Source organism: Streptomyces sp. NPDC029159 (genome assembly GCF_055564055.1).
This window is the reverse complement of record NZ_JBVHWT010000015.1, coordinates 110,302-133,786: the sequence shown is the minus strand read 5'-3', so window position 1 is coordinate 133,786 and position 23,485 is coordinate 110,302. Positions and strand designations below refer to the sequence as shown.

Below are 23,485 nucleotides of genomic sequence, written 5' to 3'. Positions count from 1 at the left end.
CACGGTCCTCGCCGCAGGCGTTTGGCGAAGCTGCACGCCAACAAGGGCTCTCGCCTACGGCGATGGCTCCCCGAGCGTGGGGCGGGAGTGGCGGGCCCAGCCGCCCTGGTCGGCGATGGTGACGGCGTGGAGCGTGCCCGGGTTCCGTTCAGCGGACCGGGAGCGTGCGGGTCGGATGGCGGCGCGCTGTCACCTACGGGATGAGTGCCGACGCCTGTCGGGAGTTCGCGAGCTCGGTCTCGCGGACGCCTCCGGAGACGAGTGCGTCAACGACAGGGCGGTGCGGTCCGCCGACGGGGCGCGGAGGACCGCGACGACCTTCGGCAGGGGTGTGGTCGGGATGCTCACGCCTCTGGGTTCGCGAACGCGGGCCGGGTGCCGTACTTCTCGACCGCTTCGGGGTCGAGGGACACACCGAGTCCGGGGCCGGAGGGGATGTCGAGGAATCCGTCGGCACCAAGTCGCCAGCCCCCCGTGACCAGGTCGTCCACATAGGCCGAGCCGGTCTTGTACTCGACGAGGTCGGTGGACGCGAGCGCGGACGAGAGCTGCAGATCGGCGGCGAGACCGATGGCCGTGTTCCATCCGTGCGGGATCAGGCGGATGCCGAGGTCCTGGGCCTCCCAGCCGATCCGTCGCGACTCGCTCAGGCCGCCTCCCTTGGTGGTGTCGGGCTGGACGATGTCGAAGGCGCGGCGCCGCAGGTAGGGGGAGAAGCTCTGCCTGCGGGTGAGGACCTCGCCGCCGCTGATGGGGACGGGTGAACCCGCGCGGAGTTCGGCGAAGCCTTCCAGGTCGTCCGGCGCGAGGGCCTCCTCGAACCAGGCGACGTCGTAGTCGGCGAGCATCCGCGCGGTTCGCTTCGCCCATGCCAGGCCGCCGGGGAAGAAGCCTTCGGAGCCGCCGGCGTCGACAGCGAGCAACCGGTCGCCTATCGCGGCGCGGGCGGCGGCGACGGTGCGCTCGTCGGTGGCGGCGTCCACCCGTCCGAACTTCCACCAGCCGATCTTGAACGCGGTGAATCCCTGCTCCACGAGTTCGGTGAGGTTGTCGGTCATCGGTCCGGCCTCGTCCATGAGCACCGACGCGTAGGGGCGCACCCGGGTGCGGTGGCGCCCGCCGAGCAGTCGGCCCACCGGCTGGCCGAGCGCCTGACCGGCGATGTCCCACAGGGCGATGTCGATCGCGCTCGTCGCGTGCGTGAGCGCCCCGCCACGGCCCATCCAGAACGCGGTCTGGTGCAGCGTTTCGGTGATCCGCTCGACCTCCACCGGGTCCTGTCCGACGAGGTGCGGGAGCAGCAGGTCGATCGCGCCCCGGACGAGATTCTCGGTGGTGAACGCGCTTCCGATGCCCGTGACGCCTTCGTCGGTGTGGACGGCGACAAGCGTGTGCACGACATCGTCCGGGCGCAGTTCGTTCGACCAACCGCCCTCGGGGGTCGCCCCGCGAAGACCGCATGTCTCGACCCTGGTGATTCTCATGTGAGTGCCTCTCGTGACGGGTGCCATAGCCGCGGACGCCGACGAGGCGGCGGCTGTGTTCGGGACCGTACCCGATCGAGAGGACCATTGTCGACAATCGACTATTCGGCTACAGTCTGCCGGACCGCCCGCCGCACCCGCCAGGGGAGGCACCACCGGAAGGCGCCATGCGACGAAGCCCCGCCCCCCCGACCCGCCCTCTCCGCACCCCAGGAGCCGCCGAACTTGATTGTCGACAAAGTGCGATCCTGTTACGCTCCGGCCATGTCAGGTCTTCCCGCGCTTCCCACGCTCCCCCCCGCCTCCCTCGCCTCCCGCCGCGAAACCGTGGCGGACGTCCTGCGCGAGGCCATCACCTCGGGCCGTCTCCAAGCGGGCCAGAAGCTCACGGAGTCGGGGGTCGCCGAACAGCTGGGAACCAGCAGGGCGCCGGTCCGCGAGGCGCTGCGCCAGCTGGAGCAGGAGGGCCTGGTGGTCTCCTACCCGTACCGCGGTACGGAGGTGCTCGGCGTCTCCCAGGAGGAGATCGAGAACGTTCTCGTACCGGTCCGCGTCTCCCTGGAGAAGTTCGCCTTCCGCAAGACGATGCCCCGTCTGACCGACGCGGATTACGCCCATCTCCAGTCGCTCGTCCGCAACATGGAGGAAGCGGCCGACGCGTCCGACGCGGCGCTGCTCGCCGACGAGGACATCCGCTTCCACGAGGCGGTCGTGACCTTGTCGGGGCAGCAGCACTGCCTGCAGATCTGGCGGTCGATCCAGCCCCGCGTGCGCGCCTACTTCCGGCGCGACGCGAGCCACTACCCGGACGCGACCGTGGTCGCCGGGCAGCACCGCGAGCTCATCGACGCACTTCGCGCGGGCGACGAGCACGCACTGGACCGCACCGTCACCGCCCACATCCAGACTCATTTCAAAACCACCGAGGACCCCTCCGAATGACCAGAACGATCTTGATCACCGGCGGCGGAAGCGGCATCGGCCGCGCCACCGCGTTCGAAGCGGCACGCCGGGGCTGGGCCGTCGGCGTCCTCGACCGTGACGGCGAGAGCGCCGAGCGGGCCGCGGCCGAGGCCCGGCGCGTCGGCGCCCACAGGGTCTGGTCGGCCGCGGTGGACGTCACCGGCGAACGGGAGCTCGTCGACGCGTTCGGCGCGGCGAGCACCGCACTGGGCCCGGTGGACGGGGTGATCGCGAACGCCGGCATCGAGGTCAACGCGCCCCTGCCGCAGATGCCTCTCGACACATGGCGCCGCGTTCTCGACGTGAATCTCACCGGCGCCTTCCTGACCGTACGCACGGCCGCGCAGGCTCTGCGGGACGCCGGGAGGCCGGGCTCCCTCGTGTGCGTGTCCTCCCCTTCCGCCTTCGTCGGCTTCGCGGGCGGCTCGAACAGCGCGTACGGGGCGTCCAAGGGCGGAGTCTCCGCGTTCGTGCGAGCGGCCGCCATCGACCTCGCCCCTCACGGCATCCGCGTCAACGCTGTCGTCCCCGGCGCCACCGACACGCCGATGCTCTACTTCGGCCTCGACGGTGACGCGCTCGAAGCGGAGCGCGCGCGCTTGAGGGACGCCGCGGCACGGCAGATCCCGCTCGGGCGGATGGCCGACCCCGCCGAGATCGCGCGTGCCGCCGCCTGGCTGCTCTCCGACGACGCCTCGTACGTCACGGGCAGTCACCTGGTCTGCGACGGCGGCCTCATGGCCAAGAGCGCAAACGATTTCTGACCAGACTTCCGACAAACCCCGAGAACCCACCGCAGAAAGGCTGAACTCACATGACAACTCAGGCGATCGGCGCCACGACATGGGTGGTCGCGGACGGCTACATCCCCCCGGGCAGCACCGGACCGGCACCCGCGATGACCAGCCATGACAGCATCTGCATGCTCAACGCGGGCGACGACCCCGCACACGTCGCCGTCGAGGTCTTCTACACCGACCGCGAGCCCGTCGGACCCTATGAACTCACCGTTCCCGCACGCCGCGCACACCACCAGCGGATCAATGATCTCCGCGGCCCCGAGCCGATCCTTCCGGGCGTCGACTACTGCCTCGTGATCCGGAGCGACCACCCCATCGTCGTCCAGCACACCCGCCTCGACTCCCGGCAGGCGGAGAACGCCCTGATGTCCACCATCGCCTATCCCTCCTCCCGGTGATCCTCCCTGTGAGCAATTTGGTCGACAATCCACAATCGACAAGGACCGGTTCATCATGTCCCACGCACGCCCCGGAGAGAGCGGCCGCCTGACCCGCCGGGTGGCCGCGATGGCGGTGGCCGCCGCCATCGGCGGCTTCCTCTTCGGATTCGACACCGCCGTGATCAACGGCGCAGTGAACGCCATCGAGACCAACTTCGCGCTGGACTCCACCGGACTCGGCACCATCGTCGCCGTCACCCTGCTGGGCGCCACACTCGGCTCCTTCACCGCCGGCTGGCTCGCCGACCGCATCGGGCGTCCCCGCACCATGGCGGTCGCCGGTGCCGTCTTCCTCGTCGCCGCGATCGGCTGCGGCCTCGCCCAGGGCCTCTGGGACCTGGCGATCTGGCGCCTGCTCACCGGCTACGGCGTCGGATTCGCGACAGTGATCGGACCGCTCTACATCTCGGAGATCGCTCCGGCGAACGTGCGCGGCCGCCTCGCGTCGTTCCAGCAGATGGCCATCGTCCTCGGCATCTTCGCCGCTCTCCTCTCCGACAGCTCGATCGCGCTCGCGCTCGAAGGCGCGGACGCGCGGGCGTTCCTCGGGCTCCCCGCGTGGCGGTGGATGTTCATCGTGGGCATCGTGCCGGCCCTCGTCTACCTGGTCATCGCGCTCACGGTCCCCGAGTCGCCGCGGTTCCTCGTCGCGCGCGGGCGAGCCGCCGAAGCGCGCGACGTGCTGCAGAGGCTCCAGGACATCACGGCCGAAGAAGCCGCCACGCTGACCGACCGCATGACCGCGACGCTGCGGACCGACCGCTCCGCCCGCTTCCAGGACCTCCTCGACCGGCGGCGCGTCCTCCTCCCCGTCGTCTGGGTGGGGATCGGGCTCGCGGCCCTTCAGGCCCTGGTCGGCGTCGACGTCATCTTCTACTACTCCACGTCGCTGTGGCAGTCGGTCGGCTTCGGCGAGTCGGCGGCGTTCGCGCTGTCGGTGCTGAGTTCCTTCGTGAACGTGGCCGCGACGGTGGTCGCGATTCTGCTCATCGACAGGGTGGGCCGCCGCCGGCTGCTGCTCGCCGGATCGACGGGCATGTTCCTGAGTCTCGTCACGGTGGCGGTGGGCTTTTCCACCGCCACCATCGCCGCGGACGGTGAGCCCGCGCTGTCCGGGATCTGGGGGCCGGTCACTCTTGTCGGCGCGAACCTGTTCGTCGTGGCCTTCGCCGTCTCCTGGGGTCCGGCCGTCTGGGTCCTTCTCGGCGAGATGTTCCCCAACCGCATACGCGGCCTTGCGCTGTCGGCGTGCGCCGCCGCCAACTGGCTCGCCGGCGTCCTGCTCAACTTCACGTTCCCGAGCCTGCGCGACCTCTCCCTGGCGGGAAGCTACGGGGTCTACGCGTTCATGGCTCTGCTCTCGTGGCTGCTCGTGTTCTTCTTCGTCGATGAGACGAAGGGGCGCTCACTGGAGGACGTGCAGGAAGACGCCACACCCGTGACCAGCCCGCTGAAGTGAAACGCGCCGACGAGGCGCCGGACGCCGCGGCGCTCATGCCCGGGCCACCCGCTCCGCGTACAGTCCGAGCAGCCGACTCCCGGCCGCACCTGCCCCGGGCCCGGCAACGGCACACCGAGACGCTGGACGTCCCCCGCGCGCCCGCTGAACCCCCTGCGCTTCGGCCAATGCCAATCCGACGGCTTCGTCCACCCACAGCTCGGCGAAACCGGCCGCCGCGCCCACGTTCGCCTTCCGCTCGGCGAGGGCGGCCAGGCACACGTCCTTCTCGCACCACCGCACCTCCCGCGGCACCTGCACGACCGGCGGCAGGGCCGTGGGCCGCTCTCACCAGGCTGCCACCCCGCCGTCCTGGTTGCCGGAGGCTGCTCAGGCCGGTACGGCCAAGGCGGTCAGTGCCTCCCGCACCCGCTCGATGTGCGCCGGCTCCGCTTCGACCAGTGGGCCGCGCACCGTGGGGTGCGGGATGATGCCCAGTTCGGTCAGGGCTGCCTTGGCCATGACGGCGCCCGGGGCGGTGTGCATGAGGGCGTCCGTGAGGGGGAGCAGGGATGTCTGGACGGTCTTCGCGGTGGTGAGGTCGCCGTGGCGGACCGCGCGGATGAGGGCGGCGTTGCGGTCGGCGGTGATGTTGCCGACGACGCTGACCAGGCCGGTGGCGCCGCAGGCGAGGTAGGGGAGGTTGAGTTCGTCGATGCCGCAGTAGTAGGCGAGCGGGGTCTGGTCCATGACGGTCATCGCCTCGAACAGGTCACCCTTCGCGTCCTTGACGGCGCGGATGCGGGGGTGGCGGGCGAGGTGGATCAGGGTGGCGGCTTCGAGGGGGATGCCGGTGCGGGCGGGGACGTCGTAGAGCATCACCGGCAGGGTGGTGGCGTCGGCGACGGCCGTGCAGTGGGCCCGGACGCCGTCCTGGGTGGGCCGGGAATAGTACGGGCAGACGAGGAGCAGGGCGTCGGCCCCGGCGGCCTCGGCCTCGCGGGCGCGCTGCACGCTCTCGGTGGTGCTGTGGGTGCCGACGCCGGCGATTACGCGGGCGCGGCCCTGTGACAAGGACGCCACGGTACGGACGAGGCGGGCCGATTCCGCAGGGGTCAGGGTGGGTGACTCCCCCGTCGTCCCGCCCACGACGATGCCGTCACATCCAGTGGCCAACAAACGGCCGACAAGAGCGACCAGCCCAGGTTCGCAGAGTGTGCCGTCGGGCTGCATCGGCGTCGTCATGGCGACGAGGTTGGAGCCGAAGAGTTGGTCGGGGGTGTGCTGCGGGGCGCTCATAAGGCGATCCTGCCCGGCGTGATTACTCCGGTCCATCGATGGTTTTTTGTCAGCACTGCGTAGCCTGGCTTCATGATGGATGTGGGGGCCTTGCAGGCGTTGCGGTCGGTGGCCGCTCTCGGGACGCTGACGCGGGCGGCGGAGGACCTCGGGTTCACCGCCTCGGCCGTGTCGCAGCAGATCAAGCGGTTGGAGCGGCAGGTTGGTGTGCCGGTGCTGGCACCGGCGGGGCGCGGGGTGGTGCTGACCTTGGCCGGGCAGGCGATCGTCGATGCGGCGCCCGAGGTCTTCCAGGCGCTGGAGCGTTGCGCGGAGTCGGCGCGATCCGTGGCGGAGGGGGCGCCTCGTGGGACGCTGCGGGTGGTGTCGTTCTCGACGGGCATCCGCGGGCTGCTCGCCCCCGTCATGGCGCGGGTGGCGGGGCGCTGTCCGGAGCTGCGGGTGCACATCACCGAGCAGGAGCCAGGTCAGGCGTTGCACTGTGTCGATGCGGCCACCGCCGATCTCGCCCTGCTCCATGACGTCGACGGGCTGCCGGTTCATCTGCCGCCGTCACTGACGCAGCGTCATCTCCACACCGACGTCGGCGACATCGTGATGCACCACTCGCACCCCCTGGCGCGCGGCACCTCACCGCTGACCAGCGGCGATCTGGCCGGTCACGCCTGGGCGACGAGCCCGCCGCGTACGGTGTGCCACCAGTGGTTCCGGCGGCTGGTGGCGGAGCTGCCCGAGGCGCCCGAGGTGCGCCATCTGATCGACGACTTCTCCACCCAGCTGTCCCTGGTCGCCTCCGGCGAGGTCATCGCGCTGATTCCGCGGTTGGCGCGTCCGGCGCTGCCGGAGGGACTCGTCGTACGGCCGTTGCGGCAGCCGCCGAAGCGGGAGGTGTACGCCGCCTGGCGGCAGAGTGCTCATGCGAGTCCGGCGATCCACGCGCTGCTGGCGGAGTTGCAGCGGTAGGGGGCGGTCAGCCGGTGAGGCGGCGAAGGCTGCCGCCGCCCTCGCCACTCATCTCAAGCAGGCGGAGGACGCAGCGCGGGACGCGCGGAAGTCCTGAGCGGACGGCGCGCGGTTCGGCGAACGGGTCGCGGCCGTTGATCAAGATGGCCGGAGGACGCGTCCCGGGTACCGGCCCGTGGGAGTCGCCGTCGCCCGGTCGCGGGTGGCAGCTTCGTGCGTCCGGGTGAAGGAGGCGGTGGGCGGGGGCGCGCCCCGGGGCGAAAGGCGGACGGGTCGCCGCATGTAGGGACTGTGACTGATCCCGTAGACATGGCAATGATCCTGCTGGGCGGCTTCCCGGCGGTCCCGGTGGAGGACGGCGTCGAACGCCCGACGACGTACGGGCGGGGCGACGGGCCCCGCGGCCCGGAACCGGACGGTCCCGGTCTCACCCGGCAGCCGGTCGCAGAGCCTCCCGGAACTCCCTGACCTGCGGGTTGCGCTGATGGGGTGCGAGGCGGCGGGCGAGCCGGGGCAGGGTGCCGTGGGCGGAGCCCGCCGCCAGTTGTCGGTGGTGGCGCAGCGCCCGGAAGGCGCGGGCGGCCGCCGCGTCGATCTCGTCGACGGTGAGCAGGGTGTGCGCGATCCGGGCGTGCAGCAGGGTGCGGGCCTTGTGGTGGTCGGCGGGGCGGCAGGCGAGGGAGAGTTCCAGCTCGCGGAGGGCCGCGCGGTGGTCGCCCAGGCAGGAGAGGACTTCGGCGCGTTGGTAGTGCAGCGCGGTCTCGGGATAGCTGGTGAAGGGGCCTTCGGGGCCGGTGGCCCGGGCGAGGCGGGTCTCGGCCGCCAGCAGGTCGGCCCCGGCCCCGCGGCCCCGGCCCGCGCCGGCGCCGACCGCCGCGCGTCCGGCGTGCAGATACGCGCGGACGGCGTCGGGTACCGCGCCGCCCGCGAGGTCGACGGCCGTGTCGCCGAGGGCGGCGGCCTCCTGGTGGTTGCCGAGTTGGTGCGCCTGCACGCTCAGGCAGCGCAGCACGACGGTGTACGAGGTGAGGTCCCCGGCGGTGCGGGCCAGGGCGAGGGCGACGTCGTAGTAGTGGCGGGCGAGGGCCGGGTGGCCGATCTCGCCGGTGCGTCCGGCGAGCAGCAGGGTGAGCTGGGCGGCGCCGGTGAACAGGGCGCGGCGGACGGTGAGGTGGGCGGGTGCGGTCAGCAGTGGCACCGCCTCGGTGGCGAGGAAGGCGGCGAGCGCCGGTCTGCCGTGGGCGCCGCCGTACCGCTCCCCCAGGAGGACGGTGCGGAGAGCTACCGCCTCCAGGCGGGCCGGGGCGGCGGCGGGTACCCGGGGTGCGCGGGGGTCGGCCGGGGGGAGTTCGGGGCGGCGGCCGCCCCATCCGGTGTGGAGGCGGGGCGGGTGGGCGAGGGCGGTGGTGGCGAGGGCGCCGCGCCGGGCGGGGTCGGCGTCGGCGTGGCAGAGCGCGGCGAGGCGGCGGACCGGGTCGCCGCCGCGGAGTGCGGCTCGCAGCACGGGGGCGGCGCCGGCGGAGGGTTCGGCGAAGCCGGTGCCCTGGAGGGTGACGCGGCGGCCGAGGCGCTGGCCGAGGACCTGGCCGATGAGGTGGGCGACCGGTGGGCGGGGGCGGACGCCGTCGAGCCAGCGGGCGACCGAGGCGTGGTCGTAGCGCAGGCGCAGGCCCTGGGCGGCGCCGAGGGTGTTGACGGCGCGGGCGAGGTCGGTGGCGGACCAGTCGGCCTCGGTCAGCAGGGCCGCCAGCATGCGGTTGGGGTGGCGCGGGAGCGTCATGGCTGTTCCTCGCTCACTGGTCGGTCCGGATCAGGTGCGGTCTCGGCGCACACCTGATGTCACAGCAGCTCAACGCAGCGAATTTCCACACTTTCACGCCTCCCCTCACGATCAGGTGTTCCGCCTCAGCTCGATTCATGGTTCCGTCGGCGCACGGCTCTTGTCTACGGCTGAACGCCTCGCAAGGATGCGCTCCGGCCACCATGAGGCCACCTCGGGGAAATTCCGGAAGCGGCAGCGTTATTGATCGGTGCGGACGGCGGGTATCCGGCGCATCGCCCGGTTTCCTCGTCATGGGTGGCACTCTTGCGGTCTTCTTCGTCCCGTCGGATTGCCGCACGCCACGCCCGCTGCACAGGTCGCAACTCCTGGATCCGTTCCGTACCGGAAAGGGGGTGAGAGTATGCGTGGCCGGCCGCTCCGCGGTCACTCCGGAATTCGGCGGTCTTGCGCCGCCGCAGAGTACTCGTGCCTTTCTCCGGCAGAAGGTTCGCGATAAGCCCATGGGGACGCACACTGCGGACGCATTCCGTCCTGCAGGCGGCGCGGCTCCGTGGGGCTGGAGGTGCCGTTACCGCTGCGGCGGGTCCGGGCTGATGCTGAAGGAGACGGGTGTGGTCGGCCGGGCAGGAGGCGGGTCGTCCTGCCAGCCTTCCACGGGGGAGCGCAGGGCGTGGATCATCCACCAGCTGAACGCTCCGGCCGCCAGCAGGCCGAGGGCAGCCAGCGCCCCGCATGAGATCAGCGTTTTCCGTTGCGCCATATCGATTCCTGATCCGAGCCGCCGTACGCGCACCGCCCGGGCCGTCCGTGACGCCGTGGCCGCTGCCTCGGCGTCACGGTCGGCCCTATCCGGCGGTCTGCGTCGTGCTGCGCCCCTTGACGTCGAAGTCCTTGGCCAGCCCGACCATGTTCAACCGGGCCAGGTCCGCCTGCTCGAAGTGGAGCGGCCCCTTGTCGAGGTCGCGCCGGTGCTCGCTGGGTACGCCCCAGTCGTACCGCTTCTGTACCTCGACCTGGTAGGTGACGTGGTCGCCCTCCTTGTGGCCGACGACGCGGTACTCGAAGTGGTTGAGCGCGTAGTACCAGTTCAGGCTCTTGTCGCCCTGGTTGATGTCGGGGGCGCTGCTCTGCCAGGAGCTGGTGAAGGTGCCGTCCGGCTGTTTCTTCACCTCGGCGAGGGTGTTGTCCACGTCGTGGCGGAAGGCCGGCATGTCGGCGAGCATGCGGTCCGCGTCGACCTCGACCGGTTCGCCGCTGCCGTCGAGGAAGTGGCCGAGCATGTCGGCGGCGTCACTCCAGCCCTGCGAGTTGAGATAGCCACGGACGAGGCCGAGTTGGGCTTCGTTCCAGCCGTCGCCCATGTCGGCGTCGTCGCGGTCGAGGCGGTCGCGGTTCTCGGTGCGGAAGGTGTCCTCCGTACCGAAGATCACCTTCAGGCCGCGCTCCAGGCTCCCGTCGACCTCGGTCGCCAGGCGGAGCACGTCCTTGAGTTGATCACCGATCTGCCGGGCCCGGTCGTTGTGTTCCTTCTCCGTGCGCTGTTCCTCCGGTGAGAGCGGGCCGGGGGCCCGCATGACCACCCAGGTGACCTCGCCGTCGCCGTTGACGCTGAAGCCTTCGCCGAGGGCCTGCTGTTGCAGCTCCGCGGCTTGGCGCTGGAGTTCGGCGAGGCTGCGGAAGCCGTCGCCGGTGCCGTCGACGATGTCGTCCAGGAAGTCCTTGAGCGCTTCGGCCTCCTTGGCGACCGCGTCGATGTCGAGGCCGATGCCGTCACAGGTACGGGTCGCCTCGGTCGCGTCGTCGCCGCTCCAGTGCTTCCCCGCCTTGAGGGGCGCGGTGACGGAGTCGGTGTAGCTCTCGTTGGCCTGGTGCAGGCGGGAGGCGATCCAGCCCCAGTCGGAGGCGGCGCTCCGGATCTTTCCGAGGTCCAGGGTCAGCAGCCCGGTCATGTCCACCATGGGGCGCCCGCCTATCCGAAGATCTCGTGCAGGGCCTCGGTGATGACATTCTCGTTGCCGTCGATGTCACTGGCGTTGAAGCGGATGTTCTCCGCCGCTTCGGACAGCTCGTCGCGGACGAGTTTGTTGAGCGTCTCCCAGCGCGAGGACAGTTCATCGACGCTGTCGGTGAATGTCCATCCCGGCGCCGCGCTCTTGAGCGCACCGACCGCGCCATCGGCGTTTCCGAGGAGTTTTCTCACGGCGCCGCCCGTCGCGTCCATGTCGTCGGCGCATTGGCGCATCCAGCGTGTGTCGGCTTCCATCCGTGCCCCCCGAGCAGTGCCATCGACCTGCCTTGTCGGAGCAACCGTACCGGATCTGGCGTGAGTTGCTCCGTCGACAGCGGGGAAACCGGCCAGCCTCCGAGGCACCGGTCCGAGCAGGCGCGACAGCGGTCCGCTGCAGCTCATGACCGTCGTCGACCGCCGTGCCACGGCCCACGCGCCGGGTGTGACGTACGGGGTGATTCAAGGAGTTCCGGCGGGTGCGACGGGGGAAGGGCACCGCAGTCGCCGCGCCGCGCCGAGGCGCCCGGCGGCCCGGTGGGCCGGAATTCAACGGCCGGGAAAGGGAATTCAGCCGTTCCGAAAGACGTGCAACGAATATTCTTTCCCCTTGACTTTCCTCTTTCCAGAGATCCTTGATCCTCGGACCACGCATTCTTGATCCAGCATTTGCGCTCCCGTAGCGAACGCGGACATCTGCGCGTGCATCGATAGAGGTGCGTCCGCCGGAACAGGCGGCGACGGAAAGGGAATGCCCGCGATGTCAGAACACCTTCCCCACACCTCGCTTCACGCGCCGCCCCCACCCCCGGGCGGCGCGCCACCGCGCCCTGCCGCGGCCGGCACCCTCACCGGCGTCCTGGCGGCCACCGCGCGCGACCGTCCCGACGCCCCGGCGCTGGATGCGGGAGGACGGGTGCTCGACTACCGCACGCTCCTGGCCGATGTGACCGCGCTCGCCGAGAAGCTGTGGGCCACCGGCCTCGGCCCCGGCGACCGGGTCGGGGTGCGGGTGCCGTCCGGGACGGCCGATCTGTACGTGGCGATCCTGGCCGTGCTCCACTGCGGCGCCGCGTACGTCCCGGTGGACGCCGACGATCCGGACGAGCGCGCCGAGCTGATCTGGCGTGCGGGCCGGGTGGCCGCCGTGCTCGGCGCCGGGCGGTCGATCACGATGCGGCCCGGTGTGCCGCCGGTCGGCCGGCCCGGTGCCCCGGGGCCGGACGACGACGCCTGGATCATCTTCACGTCCGGCACCACGGGCCGTCCCAAAGGGGTGGCCGTCAGCCATCGCTCCGCGACGGCGTTCGTGGACGCGGAGGCCGCGCTGTTCCTCCGGGACGCGCCGCTCGGTCCGGGTGACCGGGTGCTCGCCGGGCTGTCCGTCGCGTTCGACGCGTCCTGTGAGGAGATGTGGCTGGCCTGGCGGCACGGCGCCTGTCTGGTCCCGGCGCCCCGCGCGCTCGTCCGCTCCGGTGCGGACCTCGGCCCGTGGCTGAAGGAGCGGGGCGTCACGGTCGTGTCGACGGTGCCGACGCTGGCCGATCTGTGGCCGGTCGAGACGCTCGACGCCGTGCGGCTGCTCATCGTCGGCGGTGAGGCGTGCCCGGCCGGTCTGGTCGACCGGCTCGGCGCGGGCCGCGAGATGTGGAACACGTACGGGCCGACGGAGACCACCGTCGTCGCCTGTGCGGCGCGGCTGCTGCCCGGGGAGCCGGTCCGTATCGGGCGGGCGCTGGACGGCTGGGAGCTGGCGGTGGTGGACGACGGGGGCCGGCCCGTCGCGCCGGGCGGTACCGGGGAGTTGCTGATCGCGGGTGCCGGGACGGCCCGCTATCTGGATCCGGCCAAGGACGCGGAGAAGTTCGCCGCTCATCCCGCGCTGCCCGGGCGGCGGGTCTACCGCAGCGGTGATCTGGTGCGGGCCGATCCGGCGGGGCTGGTCTTCGTCGGGCGCGCCGACGACCAGGTCAAGGTGGCCGGTCGGCGGATCGAGCTCGGGGAGGTCGACGCGGCGTTGCGGACCGTGCCGGGGGTGCGGGCGGCCGCCGCGGCGGTACGGACCACCGCCGCGGGCGATCAGTTGCTGGTCGGCTATCTGGTGCCCGATCCGGACTTCCCCGGGGGTGCCTGCGATCTCGCGGCGGCCCGGCAGCACCTTCTGGGGCTGCTGCCGCAGGCTCTCGTGCCGGCGCTGACCCTCGTCGAGCGGTTGCCGACCCGTACGTCGGGCAAGGTGGACCGGGCTGCGCTGCCCTGGCCGCTGCCGCAGCAGAGGACGGGCGAACAGCCGGGCGAGGGCGCCGCGTTGGCGGGGACCGCGGGCTGGGTCGCCGGGTGCTGGCGGGAGCTGCTGGGCGTCCCGGTGGCGGCGGACGGTGACTTCTTCGCGCTCGGTGGTACCAGTCTGAGCGCCGCGCGGCTGGTCGCCGCGCTCCGGGCGCGCTGCCCGCAGGTCTCGGTCGCCGACCTCTACGCGCATCCGCGGCTCGACGCGCTCGCCGCCCATCTGGACCGGTTGATGAGCAGCACCGAGGACGCGGGGCCGGGCGAGGAGCGCGCCGTGCGGCCCGTTCCGCGCCGTGCCGGTGTCGTGCAGTCCCTCGTCCTGGTGGTGCTGTTCGCGGTCTCGGGGGTGCGCTGGGTGCTGCTGCTCGCCGCCGTCGACAACCTCATCGGGCCGCTCCGCTGGGCGCCGCACGCCTCCTGGTGGGCGATCGGCGGCTGGTGGCTCGGGCTGTGCAGCACGCCCGCCCGGGTGGTGATCGGCGCGGGCGTGGCGCGGCTGCTCACCCGCGGGCTGCGGGCCGGTGCCCATCCGCGGGGCGGGGCGGCGCATCTGCGGCTGTGGGCGGCCGAGCGCACCGTCGCCGCCTTCGGTGTCCCGGCGCTGACCGGCACCCCGTGGGCGGGCCGGTTCGCACGGCTGCTGGGCTGCCGGGTGGGCCGGGACGTCACCCTGCACACCCTGCCGCCGGTGACCGGCCTGGCCGCCTTCGAGGACGGGTGCGTCCTGGAGCCCGAGGTGGACGCGGCCGGGTGGTGGCTGAGCGGCGACACGCTGCATCTGGGGCCGGTGCGCGTCGGCGCCGGGGCGCGGGTGGCGGCCCGGGCGATGCTGATGCCGGGGGCGCAGGTCGGCGCGGGTGCGGAGGTCGCGCCCGGGGCGTGCGTCATGGGGGCGGTGCCCGCGGGGCAGCGGTGGGCGGGCAGTCCCGCGCGCCGCGTCGAGGAGGAGCCGGAGGCGGGGCGGCCCGCGCCGCGCACCGTCCGGTCCCGGCGGTGGCACGCGGCGTACGCCGCCGCGCTGCCCGGTCTCGCCGCGCTGCCACTGTGTGCGGCGCTGCCCGGTCTGGCGGTGCTGTGGTGGCTGACGCACGACGCCCCGGACCTGACCACGGTCATCGGCGATCTGCTGCTGTCCGCGGTACCGCTGACCTTGCTGTCGCTGGTGTGCTACGCCGCGCTGCTGGCCCTCGTCGTCCGTGTGGGGGGACGGGCGCTGCGGCCGGGGTACCACCCCGCGGACGGCGGTGTCGCCTGGTGCGCCTGGCTCACCACCCGGCTGATGGACCAGGCCAGGGGGTCGCTCTTCGCGCTGTACGCGAGCCTGTTGACGCCGGTGTGGCTACGGCTGCTGGGGGCGCGGGTGGGGCGCCGGGCGGAGATCTCCACGGCGTTGGCGCTGCCGTCGCTCACCCGCGTCGGCGACGGCGCGTTCCTCGCCGACGACACGCTCATCGCCCCGTTCGCACTGCGCGACGGCTGGTTGCGGTTGGGGACGGCGGAGGTGTGCGACCGCGCGTTCGTCGGCAATTCCGGCATCGTCGGCCCCGGGCGGACCGTGCCCGACGACGCCCTGATCGGGGTGCTCTCCGACGCGCCGCCGGACCTCGGCGCGGGCGGCTCCTGGCTGGGCCGCCCGGGTACGGCGGTCTCCCGTACGGCCGACCGGCCCGATCCCCGGCGCACGTACGCCCCGCCGCGCCGTCTCGTGCTGGCGCGCGCCGCCGTCGAGCTGTGCCGTCTCGTCCCCGTGTGCTGCGCCGTGCTCCTCGCCGACGCCGGCTTCGCGGTCCTCCAGGAGACGGTGGATCTCGACGGCTGGGCGGTCGGTGCGGCCGTCGCCGGTCTGGTGCTGCTGCTGGCCGGGGTGGTGGCGTGTGGGCTGACGACGGCCGCGAAGTGGCTGCTGATGGGCCGTTTCCGGGCCGGTGAGCATCCGCTGTGGAGCTCGTTCGTGTGGCGCAACGAGCTGTACGACGCGTTCGTGGAGGAGCTGGCCATGCCGTGGCTGGGCGGTGCGCTGGTCGGCACACCGCTGCTCAACGTCTGGCTGCGGTCCCTGGGCGCGCGCATCGGGCGCGGCGTCTGGTGTGAGAGCCACTGGCTGCCGGAGACCGATCTCGTACGGCTGGGCGACGGCGCGAGCGTCAACCGCGGCTGTGTGCTCCAGACGCATCTCTTCCACGACCGGCTGATGCGGGTCGACGAGGTCCGGCTCGGCGCGGGCGTGACCTTGGGCCCGCACTCCATCGTGCTGCCGGCGGCGACGGTCGGCGACGGCACGGTGGTCGGCCCGGCGTCGCTGGTGATGCGCGGCGAACGGCTGCCCGCGGGGAGCCGCTGGCTCGGCAACCCCGTCGTGGCGTGGACCGGCCCCCGGGCGGCGCAGCCGGAGCCCGCGAGACCGTGACGCCCGTCCCCGGGTGCGGCGTACGGGCGCCGCACCCTGGGACGGCGCACCGCCCCTCACGACACCACCTTGAAAGAGACCGACAGACATGTGCAGTTGGACCCGCCGTACGTTCGTGACCGGCGCCCTGTCGACCGCCGCGCTCAGCCTCGCCGCGGACGGGGCGCCCACCGGCGACGCCGCCCGCCGGGGCGCCGCCGGGCACGGGCCGGGCGCGCCCGCGGCCGCCGGGTACTTCCCGGCCCACGGCGACCCCGGCTACGACGTGACGCACTACGACATCCGGCTCGCCTACCGGCCGCAGGGCCGGGCGCTGGACGCCGTCACCCGCATCACCGCCTCTCCTGCCGAGCCCCTGGAGCGCGTCGCCTTCGACCTCGCCTCCCGGCTGGACGTCACCGGCGTCGAGGTGAACGGCGCGCCCGCCCGCTTCCGGCACCGCCACGGCAAACTCCACCTCGCCCCGGCGGCGCCGCTGCTGCCCGGCGAGCCGTTCACCGCGGCCGTCCGCTACCGGGGACGGCCGGGCCCGGTGCGCAGCCCCTTCGGGGCGATCGGCTGGGACTACACGCAGGGTTCCGGCGTGATCGTGGCCAGCCAACCGCTCGGTGCCCCGTCGTGGTTCCCGTGCAACGACCGGCCCGACGACAAGGCGGCCTACCGCATCACCGCCACCGTCCCCGAGGGGCTGCACGTGGTGGCCAACGGCGTCCTCCAGGGCCACTCCCCCGGCCCCGGGGCGGCCCGGACGTGGACGTACGACCATGCCCACCCCATGGCGAGTTATCTGGCGCAGGTCCAGATCGGGCGGTTCGCCTTCAGCCGGCAGCACGGCGGCCCGGTGCCGCTGCGCAACGCCTGCCCGCCGCACCTCACCGCGCGCTTCGCCCACGACTTCGGCCGCCAGCCGCAGATGATGACGCTCTTCACCCGGCTGTTCGGCCCGTACCCGTTCGAGGTCTACGGGTCGGTCGTGGTCGACGCGGAGCTGGACGAGCCGGTGGAGAACCAGACGTACGCGCTGTTCGGCACCAACCACCTCGACGGGCGGCGCACCAGCGAGCACCTGGTGGCGCACGAGTTGGCGCACCACTGGTTCGGCAACAGCGTCAGCCTCACCGACTGGCGGCACATCTGGCTCAACGAGGGGTTCGCCACCTACGGCGAGTGGCTGTGGTCGGAGCACTCCGGCGGGCCGGGCGCCCGTGAGCTGGCCGCGTCGAACTGGTCCGATCTGGCCGATGACGCCCAGCGGATGCGGATCGGCGCGCCCGGTCCGTCGCACCTCTTCGACGACCGGGTCTACTCCCGCGGCGCCTGCACCCTCCAGGCCCTGCGCACCACCCTGGGCGACGCCACGTTCTTCGCCCTGCTGCGGAACTGGGCCTCCCGCTACCGCCACGGCAGCGCGGGCACCGAGGAGTTCATCGCCCTCGCCGAACACCACAGCCACCGCCCGCTGCGCTCCCTGCTCCACGCCTGGCTCTACGACCGCCGCCTGCCGCCGCTGCCGCCGGAGCGCGCCTGAGTGCTGTTTCATGGCGGGTCCCACCGCTCCGTCCCCCGGTGTGACCTCTGTTCGCCCCGGCCGAAATTCGTGACGCGGACAGCCAGGACATACGAGGATGGCGGCATGTCGCACACCCACGCATCCGACACCTCCCTGCCCCGTCAGGTCGCCGACGCCTACGTCGACGCCCTCATCGCACTGGACCCCGTCACCGGCACCTATCTCGGTGACGCCGCCTCCTCCGACCGGCTGCCCGATCTGTCCCCCACCGGGCAGGAGGCCCTGGCCCAGCTCGCCCGCACCACGTTGGAGCGGCTCACGGCCGCCGAGGCGCTGCCGGGGGCGGCGAACGCGGTCGAGCAGCGCTGTGCGCGGCTGCTGCGCGAGCGGCTGGAGGCGGAGCTGGCGGTGCACGAGGCGGGCGAGGGGCTGCGGGCGGTCAGCAATCTGGGCTCGCCGCTGCACCACGTCCGCGAGATCTTCACCCTCACGCCGGCCGAGACCGACGAGGACTGGGCGGCCATCGCCCGGCGGCTGCGCGCCGTCCCGGACGCGCTGGAGGGGTACCGCGCCGCCCTAGACGCGGGGCTGCGCCGCGAGCTGCCCGCCGGGCCGCTGCAGGTCGCCACGGTCGTGGAACAGTTGGACGAGTGGATCGGCGCGGGTGCCCGCAGCTGGTTCGCCGAGTTCGTCGCGGCAGGGCCGCAGGTGCTGCGCACCGAGCTGGAGGAGGCCGCGGCCGTCGCGACGGGGGCGCTGGCGGAGCTGCGCCACTGGCTGCACACCGAGTACGCCCCGGCCGTCGCCGACGCCCCGGACGTGGTGGGCCGGGAGCGTTACGCGCGGCTGGCGCGGTACTACACCGGTATGGACCTCGATCTCGACGAGGCGTACGCGTACGGCTGGTCGGAGTTCCACCGGCTGCTGGCGGAGATGCGCACCGAGGCGGAGAAGGTGCTGCCCGGTGCCGCCACCCCGTGGGAGGCGCTGGCCTGGCTGGATGGCAACGGCACGCACATCGAGGGCGTCGAGGAGACCCGGCGCTGGCTCCAGGAGCTGATGGACGACACCGTCGCGGAGCTGGACGGTACGCATTTCGCGCTGACCGAGCAGGTGCGGCGGGTCGAGTCACGGATCGCGCCACCCGGCAGCGCCGCCGCGCCGTACTACACCCAGCCGTCGCTGGACTTCCGCCGCCCCGGCCGCACCTGGCTGCCCACGATGGGCGAGACCCGTTTCCCGGTGTACGACCTGGTGACCACCTGGTACCACGAGGGCGTGCCGGGCCATCATCTGCAGCTGGCGCAGTGGGTGCAGGTCGCGGACGATCTCTCCCGCTACCAGACCACCTGCGGCATGGTCAGCGCCAACGCCGAGGGCTGGGCGCTGTACGCGGAGCGGCTGATGGACGAGTTGGGGTTCCTGACCGATCCGGAGCGGCGGCTGGGGTACCTGGACGCGCAGATGATGCGGGCGGTCCGCGTGATCATCGACATCGGCATGCATCTGGAGCTGGAGATCCCGGCGGATGCGCCCTTCCACCCCGGTGAGCGGTGGACCCCGCAGCTGGCACACGCCTTCCTGGCGGCGCACTCCAGCCGCCCGGCCGATTACGTGGAGAGCGAGATCGTCCGCTATCAGGGCATCCCCGGGCAGGCGATCGGCTACAAGCTGGGCGAACGCGTCTGGCTCCAGGGCCGCGAGGCCGCCCGCGCCCGGCACGGCGCCGCCTTCGACCTGAAGGCGTGGCACATGGCCGCCCTGTCGCAGGGTTCGCTGGGCCTCGACGATCTGCTCGCGGAACTCTCCGCGCTCTGAGGCGGTCCCGGCCGGAACACGGGCCCGGGCCCGGGTTCCGGCCGGACGCTTCGGCGGGAGGCGCCTGCGCGGTGCCGCCCGTCAGCGCCCCGGCGCGTCCGCCCGGGGCGCCACCGCGACCACGTGGTAGGCGCGTTCGCCCACGGCGACGTCGCCCAGGGGCGTCATGCCGAATCCGTCGACGTGGACGCGCCAGGACGGCCGGTTGGCGGCCTCGATGAAGGCGACGAGCGCGTCCGCGCGGCCGGCGGTGGCGCTGCACGCCATGGTGAAGAGCCGCCGCGCGACGCCTTGCCCCCGGTGGGCCGCGTCCACGACCAGCGGTCCGTACAGCAGCCAGCGCACCGTGCGCAGCGGGCGTCCCTGCCAGCGGAGGGTGTCCTGCGCGGCGAGCAGCGCCCGGACCGGGGGCGGCGGGGTGGGCAAGCTTTCGGGGGCGGAGAGGGCGAGGAGCCCGGCGATCCGCCCGTCGTCGTCCGCGAGGAGGAGTCCGTCGCGCGCGGCCATCGTCCGCAACGCGCCCTCGTCCAGGCTCCCTTGGACGAACCCCTGGTCGGCGCGTTGTTCCGGGGTGAGGGCGTCGTGGTGGTTGGCGGCGAAGAGCGCGGCCATGGCGGGCGCGTCGGTCTCGGTGGCATAGCGGTACTGCATACGCCGATGCTGCCACGGACGGGGCACGGCCACGGCCGGACACTCGGCGGGCCGGGCACTCGGCGGAACCGGCGGCCGAGGGCGCTCCGGGACCGACGGGGTGCACGACCGCCTCCGGCGCACCTGACAGGCAACCATTTGGGCACCAACGGTGTTTCCAAGGAGAGAAGTTGGTGAGAAAGGGCACGAAGCGGGCGCCCGTGAGGAGGAAGGAGAGATCCGGTGCGCGAGAAAGACCCGATCACGGACAGGTCCAGGCCAGACCACTAGGCTGACACCGTGTCGAGAAGCGAGTTGGAACGGCTGGCCCGGATCCGGATGCAAGTGACGAAGGAAACCCTCGAAGTCGCCATGGCGGCGCTCCAAGGGCATCCGGCGGAGCCCGAACCCGATTCCGGCGACGAAAGGCGGCACACCCCCGAACCCGAACCCGAGCCCGTTGACGGGCCCGACGACGAGATTCCCCCGCCTCCGCGGCTGCGTCTACTGCCCTGACCAGGATTTTCACCGTCCACACCGGACGCGCCACCCTGAAAGCATTGGTGAAAGATTCACCCATAGTTGAGGGAGGGCGGGAGAAGGGACGTTGTCCGTCGCTTCAGCCCGGCCGACGCTTCGCCGCCCACCGGTCTCGCGGACGGGTGGGCGGCGCGCCGGGGGCCGGGACGTCAGGTCTCCGCGTGCAGGCGCTGGAGCGAGGCGACCAGCTTGTCCACCTCCTCCGTCGTGTTGTAGAGCGCCAGCGAGGCACGGACCGCGCTCTGTGCCCCGTAGTGGGCGAGCGCCGGTTGGGCACAGTGGTGCCCGGCCCGTACGGCGATCCCGTCGCCGTCGAGCCAGGAGGCGACGTGCGAGGGATCGTGTCCGGCGAGGGTGAAGGTCAGCACCGCGATCCGGTCCGGTGCCGAGCCCAGCAGTTCCAGTCCCGGCACCTCGGCCAGGGCCTGGCGGGCGTAGGCCAGCAGGGAATCCTCGTAGACGGCGACGGCGTCCCGGTCGAAGGCGGTCAGCCAGTTCAGCGCGGCCAGCAGGCCGACGACACCGGAGATGTGCCCGGTGCCGGCCTCCAGGAGGTGCGGGGCGGGCGCGAAGGTGGTCCGGTCGAAGGAGACCGACTCGATCATGTTGCCGCCGCCCTGCCACGGCGCCATGTCCCGCAGGACATCCGGTTTCGCGTAGAGCGCGCCGATGCCCGTGGGGGCGAACAGCTTGTGGCCGGAGAACACGTAGAAGTCGGCGTCCAGCTCCTGGACGTCGACGGGGAAGTGGGCCACCGCCTGGGCGCCGTCGACCAGGACCTTGGCGCCGTAGCGGTGGGCGAGCGCGGCCATCTCGCGTACCGGCGGGACGGTGCCGAGGACGTTCGACGCGTGACTGAGCGCGACGAGCCGGGTCCGCATGGAGAGCAGGTCGGCGTAGGCGTCCTGGTCGATCTGCCCGTCCGGCCGCAGCGGCACGGGCACCACACGGGCCCGGGTCTCCTTGGCGATCAGCTGCCAGGGGACGATGTTCGAGTGATGCTCCAGGACCGGTACGAGGATGTCGTCGCCCGGTCCGAGGTGGGCGCGCCCCCAGCTCTGGGCGACGAGGTTGATCGCCTCCGTGGTGCCGCGGGCGAAGACGATCTCGTCGGGCGACGGTGCCCCCAGGAAGTCGGCGACGGCCGTCCGGCCCTCCTCGTACGCCTCGGTGGCCTCGCGGGCCATGGTGTGCGCGCCGCGGTGGATGTTGGAGTTGGCGGATCCGTAGAAGGCGGCGAGGGCCTCGATCACCTGGCGCGGCTTCTGGGTGGTGGCGCCGTTGTCCAGCCAGACCAGCGGGTGGCCGTTCACCGTGCGGTGCAGGATCGGGACGTCCGCGCGCGCCGCCTCGGGGGAGAACGCGGTGCGCCGGCCCGGGAGACCGGAGGGCGGGGCCGCCGTGTGCGTCGGGGACGGTTCCGGGGGCTGGCCCGGCCACCAGCCCCGGAGGGGGTCAGGAGTAGTCATGGTAGTGGGAGACCTCGACGTTCTGGAGCACCGCGAGGGCGTCCTCGACCAGTACCGCCGCGTTGAAGTACGCCGTCATCAGGTACGACGTGATGCCCCTTGCGGTCGACGCCCATGTTCCGCATCGCCAGGCCCGGTTCGACCTCGTCCTCGACCTTCGCGGGGCGCAGCCCCACCACGCCCTGCTCGGCCTCGCCGACGCGCATCAGCAGGATCTCGGTGGTGCCGACGCCCGCGCCGCCGGAGAACGGCACCTTGTCGGAGGGGAGCAGCGGTACGCCGCGCCAGGTGAGCAGCGGGCTGCCGAACCGGTTGTCGATGACCGGGGGTACGCCCCGCCGGGTGCACTCCCGGCCGAACGCGGCGATGGCCCGCGGGTGCGCCAGGAAGTAGGCGGGCTGCTTCCAGACCCGGGTCAGCAGTTCGTCGAGGTCGTCGGGGGTCGGGGCGCCGGTGCGGGTCTGCACCCGCTGCCCGGGGGCCACATTGGCGAAGAGGCCGAATTCCGGGTGGTTGAGCAGGGAGGCTTCCTGACGTTCCCGCAGCGCGTGCACGGTGAGGTTGGCCTGTGCGCGGGTCTGGTCGATGGGCCCGTTGTAGAGGTCGGAGACCCGGGTGTGGACCCGCAGCACGGTCTGCGCGAGGGTCATGTGGTACTCGCGGGGGGTGTCCTCGTAGTCGACGTAGGTCGCGGGGAGTTCGGTTTCGCCGACGTGCCCGGCGCTGAGATCGACGGGCACCTCGGCGCCCGGCAGGACACCGTCCGCGGCGAGGTAGGCGTCCAGCGCTCCCCGTACCGTCGCGTCGCGGTCACAGAGCCCGGCGAGCGTGGCGCGGTCGACGCAGAGTGCCACGCCGGGGGTGAGCGCCTTGACGCGGTACGGCAGGGGCGTGGTGCGGGTCCAGGCGTCGAGGTCGAAGAACTGGCCGTCGGCGACCACTTCGAGCAGGGCGTCCTCGCCGTAGCGTCCGCTCACCCGCTTCTCGGCGCGCCCCTGGGCGATCACCCACAGGCGGTCGTGCGCCTCGCCCTCCGCGGCCAGGATCTGCCCGGCGTCGAAAGGCACTTCGGTGAAGGCGTCCGCCAGCTCGGTGAGCAGCGCGTCGTCGGCCTCCCGGAGGTAGGGCACCTCCCGCAGGTCGCCCGGGATGACGCGGGTCGTGCCACCGTCGTTGTGGGTGCTGATGCGGTCGTCGCCGAGGACGTAGGTCCGGCGGCGGTTGACGCGGAAGACACCGGATTCGACGTCCACCCACGGCAGGGCGCGCAGGAGGTAGCGCGGGGTGATGCCGCGCATCTGGGGTGTGGTCTTGGTGGTGGTCGCGAGTTGCCGTGCGGCATCAGGGGCGAGGCTGGTCCGGTCGCTCACAGGGGCTCCTTGCCGTAGGGGGTACCTGCCGATGGGGCCGGCCGGTACGCGGTGAGCTGATCGTCATTTTCCGATCTACGGCCCGCAACCGGCCGTCACACGGAGGGCGGCCGGAATTCTTCGCACAGGGGAGGCGCGGATTCCGCACCTGTGAGCGAACGCCCGCCGTCGTACCGCCGCTGTCCTGCACACGTCTCCGTCCCGGGACCGCGCGGCGCCACCCCGTCGCGCTCCGTCGAACACTCCTCACACGACGCGATTTGCCTCACGATGGACC

17 protein-coding genes and 1 pseudogene are annotated in these 23,485 nt (G+C 72.5%); 9 read left to right on the top strand and 9 right to left on the bottom strand.

The features are described from left to right. Positions 1-344 precede the first annotated feature (344 nt). Positions 345-1,484: a mandelate racemase/muconate lactonizing enzyme family protein gene (locus tag ACZ4U4_RS25585; protein ID WP_467878619.1), complete on the bottom strand. Its 1,140-nt coding sequence runs from the start codon at positions 1,482-1,484 to the stop codon at positions 345-347. 264 nt (positions 1,485-1,748) lie between these two features. Between ACZ4U4_RS25585 and ACZ4U4_RS25580 the strand changes: the two genes are divergently transcribed. From ACZ4U4_RS25580 to ACZ4U4_RS25565, 4 genes are read left to right on the top strand one after another with little or no spacing between them, the layout of a single operon-like run. Further along, positions 1,749-2,426: a GntR family transcriptional regulator gene (locus ACZ4U4_RS25580; RefSeq protein WP_467878616.1), complete on the top strand. Its 678-nt coding sequence runs from the start codon at positions 1,749-1,751 to the stop codon at positions 2,424-2,426. Next, entirely contained in the window at positions 2,423-3,211 is a 789-nt protein-coding gene (locus ACZ4U4_RS25575) for an SDR family NAD(P)-dependent oxidoreductase (RefSeq protein ID WP_467878614.1), read from the top strand. Before ACZ4U4_RS25580 ends, ACZ4U4_RS25575 begins: the two co-directional genes overlap by 4 nt. 50 nt (positions 3,212-3,261) lie before the next feature. Further along, entirely contained in the window at positions 3,262-3,645 is a 384-nt protein-coding gene (locus ACZ4U4_RS25570) for a sensory rhodopsin transducer (RefSeq protein ID WP_467878611.1), read from the top strand. A 55-nt stretch (positions 3,646-3,700) separates the two neighbouring features. Next, positions 3,701-5,146 (top strand): sugar porter family MFS transporter, encoded by a 1,446-nt coding sequence (locus ACZ4U4_RS25565; protein ID WP_467878608.1) that lies wholly within the window; start codon positions 3,701-3,703, stop codon positions 5,144-5,146. Between the two features lie 369 nt (positions 5,147-5,515). Here ACZ4U4_RS25565 and dapA read toward each other — a convergent pair whose 3' ends face one another. Then, on the bottom strand, positions 5,516-6,424 hold the full coding sequence (gene dapA, locus ACZ4U4_RS25560; protein WP_467878606.1) for a 4-hydroxy-tetrahydrodipicolinate synthase: 909 nt from the start codon (positions 6,422-6,424) through the stop codon (positions 5,516-5,518). Between the two features lie 72 nt (positions 6,425-6,496). Between dapA and ACZ4U4_RS25555 the strand changes: the two genes are divergently transcribed. Further along, complete coding sequence (locus ACZ4U4_RS25555; protein WP_467878604.1) at positions 6,497-7,387, top strand: LysR family transcriptional regulator; 891 nt, start codon at positions 6,497-6,499, stop codon at positions 7,385-7,387. Between the two features lie 427 nt (positions 7,388-7,814). Here the strand turns inward: ACZ4U4_RS25555 and ACZ4U4_RS25550 are convergent, their stop codons facing one another. The 4 genes from ACZ4U4_RS25550 to ACZ4U4_RS25535 form a co-directional block, all read right to left on the bottom strand. Beyond that, entirely contained in the window at positions 7,815-9,167 is a 1,353-nt protein-coding gene (locus ACZ4U4_RS25550) for a hypothetical protein (protein ID WP_467878601.1), read from the bottom strand. 571 nt (positions 9,168-9,738) lie between these two features. Next, positions 9,739-9,930 carry a hypothetical protein gene (locus ACZ4U4_RS25545; RefSeq protein WP_467878598.1) on the bottom strand — a complete coding sequence of 64 codons (192 nt, stop codon included), beginning with the start codon at positions 9,928-9,930 and terminating at the stop codon, positions 9,739-9,741. A gap of 85 nt (positions 9,931-10,015) precedes the next feature. Further along, the gene (locus tag ACZ4U4_RS25540) at positions 10,016-11,128 is read right to left on the bottom strand and encodes a hypothetical protein (protein ID WP_467878595.1); all 1,113 of its coding nucleotides are present in this window, start codon (positions 11,126-11,128) and stop codon (positions 10,016-10,018) included. A gap of 11 nt (positions 11,129-11,139) precedes the next feature. After that, entirely contained in the window at positions 11,140-11,433 is a 294-nt protein-coding gene (locus ACZ4U4_RS25535) for a hypothetical protein (protein ID WP_467878593.1), read from the bottom strand. A 502-nt stretch (positions 11,434-11,935) separates the two neighbouring features. Between ACZ4U4_RS25535 and ACZ4U4_RS25530 the strand changes: the two genes are divergently transcribed. The 3 genes from ACZ4U4_RS25530 (at position 11,936) to ACZ4U4_RS25520 (ending at position 19,199) form a co-directional block, all read left to right on the top strand. Next, the gene (locus tag ACZ4U4_RS25530; RefSeq protein WP_467878590.1) at positions 11,936-15,871 is read left to right on the top strand and encodes a Pls/PosA family non-ribosomal peptide synthetase; all 3,936 of its coding nucleotides are present in this window, start codon (positions 11,936-11,938) and stop codon (positions 15,869-15,871) included. 88 nt (positions 15,872-15,959) lie between these two features. After that, positions 15,960-17,399 (top strand): M1 family metallopeptidase, encoded by a 1,440-nt coding sequence (locus ACZ4U4_RS25525; protein ID WP_467878587.1) that lies wholly within the window; start codon positions 15,960-15,962, stop codon positions 17,397-17,399. Between the two features lie 105 nt (positions 17,400-17,504). Continuing rightward, on the top strand, positions 17,505-19,199 hold the full coding sequence (locus tag ACZ4U4_RS25520) for a DUF885 domain-containing protein (RefSeq protein ID WP_467878584.1): 1,695 nt from the start codon (positions 17,505-17,507) through the stop codon (positions 19,197-19,199). Between the two features lie 81 nt (positions 19,200-19,280). Here the strand turns inward: ACZ4U4_RS25520 and ACZ4U4_RS25515 are convergent, their stop codons facing one another. Continuing rightward, positions 19,281-19,850 carry a GNAT family N-acetyltransferase gene (locus ACZ4U4_RS25515; RefSeq protein ID WP_467878581.1) on the bottom strand — a complete coding sequence of 190 codons (570 nt, stop codon included), beginning with the start codon at positions 19,848-19,850 and terminating at the stop codon, positions 19,281-19,283. 279 nt (positions 19,851-20,129) lie between these two features. Between ACZ4U4_RS25515 and ACZ4U4_RS25510 the strand changes: the two genes are divergently transcribed. Continuing rightward, entirely contained in the window at positions 20,130-20,345 is a 216-nt protein-coding gene (locus tag ACZ4U4_RS25510; RefSeq protein ID WP_467878578.1) for a hypothetical protein, read from the top strand. 173 nt (positions 20,346-20,518) lie between these two features. Here the strand turns inward: ACZ4U4_RS25510 and ACZ4U4_RS25505 are convergent, their stop codons facing one another. Both ACZ4U4_RS25505 and ACZ4U4_RS25500 read right to left on the bottom strand, forming a co-directional pair. Beyond that, complete coding sequence (locus ACZ4U4_RS25505) at positions 20,519-21,838, bottom strand: SufS family cysteine desulfurase (RefSeq protein WP_467878575.1); 1,320 nt, start codon at positions 21,836-21,838, stop codon at positions 20,519-20,521. Beyond that, positions 21,825-23,208: pseudogene (locus ACZ4U4_RS25500) on the bottom strand (family 2B encapsulin nanocompartment shell protein). Before ACZ4U4_RS25500 ends, ACZ4U4_RS25505 begins: the two are co-directional and overlap by 14 nt. Between the last annotated feature and the right edge of the window lie 277 nt (positions 23,209-23,485).